Source organism: Salmonella sp. NW38, assembly GCF_051807745.1.
GTDB lineage: Bacteria > Pseudomonadota > Gammaproteobacteria > Enterobacterales > Enterobacteriaceae > Salmonella > Salmonella enterica.
Genome location: NZ_JAMMTO010000029.1, coordinates 1 through 1594, shown reverse-complemented (window position 1 = coordinate 1594; position 1594 = coordinate 1). Strand labels below are relative to the sequence as shown.

The 1594-nt window shown below is 47.9% G+C and carries 1 protein-coding gene; it reads left to right on the top strand.

Annotated elements, in window-relative coordinates:
* Positions 1 to 23 precede the first annotated feature (23 nt).
* Positions 24 to 1594 (top strand): hypothetical protein (locus NA624_RS22955; protein ID WP_439040300.1); only part of this gene is annotated, 1571 nt, incomplete at its 3' end.

The following is a 1594-nucleotide window of genomic DNA, read 5'->3' as shown; positions in this document are numbered from 1 at the left end:
AGAACGTACTGGACAACAGCATCGTGAATGATGCTAACCGCGACACGCTGCTGGCGAAGCGCATCGAGAACATGACCTCCGTGGAAATGAACGGCACGGCGATTTTTGACGACAGCGCGAAATCAGACAAGGGCTGGACGCACGACTACAGCTCGGTGGATACGCCCAATGGCGGCTGGATATTTAACAATACCAGCGTGACGGCGGGCGGGGACGTGAACCTGAAGGGGGTGGCGTTCACCAATGCGACGGTGACGGTGAGCAACGGCAGCCTGACGCTGGATAACGGTGGTGCGGTTCCGCTGACCGGTACGACGGTCACGGTTAATGATGGTGCGGTCAGCGTTCACTCCGGGGGGGGTAACATCGACCTGACGAAGGGCAACATCAGCGCGAAAAGGGATATCACCCTGAAGACGGATAACGGGACGGTCCTGATATCCGGGACAAACGCTACTGTGAAAGCCAATATCACTTCATCTGATGGCGATATTATGATTACAGGCAATAGTGGAAATTCCATGGGAGTTCGTCTGGTCAACGCCAACCTGACTTCGATTAATATGAGCATTAATGGAAGTGCTATCGGAGGAAGTAATGACGATATGGCCTCCTTTGGTGCGGTATCGTTATTCGGTGCGGATGAATTCCATGTTGCAAATACTGGACATGGAGAAATGAATGGCTATGTTAACAACTACCTTGATCTTACTCGGAATGGGGCGATTGTTATTGGACAAATTTTTGCGGGGGGTGATACAAATGTAGTTTTTGACGGAAGTTTCGATATTAAAGGTGATGCTTTTACCACGGGGGCTAAACCTAGTTCTACCTATGATATCTTCTTTAATAATGGTTCTTCATCGATTACATTTAAGGGTGGGAAATCGTCCATGACATCATGTAGTCATGGTGTTTATACCAGGTTTTCGGCGTACTCGGCTACACATACAACAAATTTTATCCTTGATGGCGCGGATTTTGTCTTCAATGTTACTGCTGGGACTGCTCCCCACCAAGGGTTAAGTATGCTTGGTACTATTGAGTTTAATAAATATACTTCAGGGTTTGCTTTTTCTGGTAATGGCAATGCACAGCTAAATATACATACGAGTTCTCAAGAGGAAGGAATCTATCTTAATCGACTAACAAATAAAGATTTATTAGGTAATTTTTCTCTTAACGTTACGAATGATATTGGCGATGCTATTGTCATGCTAGGTCACACAGCGGTTAATCTGGTTAATGCCACGATTACCGGAACCAGCGGAACTGGGGCGGGTTTTCGGCTGGAAAGTACTGATAAATCTAATGTCAGTCTGGGTAACAATACGATTACAGGCATTAGTAAAACGGGTTCAGGTATTAAGTTAATCGGTAATAACATCACGCTGAGTAATGGTACCCTGAACGGTACGTCAGGTAATGGTTCCGGTGTGGTGCTGACCGGGGGCAGTAATTACACCCTTGATGGCGCATCGGTCACCGGGACTGCGGCCGCTGGTTCCGGTATCGCAGTGAATGGCACGCTTACCGTGAATAACGGAACCGTAGTGAAAGGCCTTGCCACAGGTGGCGGGAACGGGGTGACGGT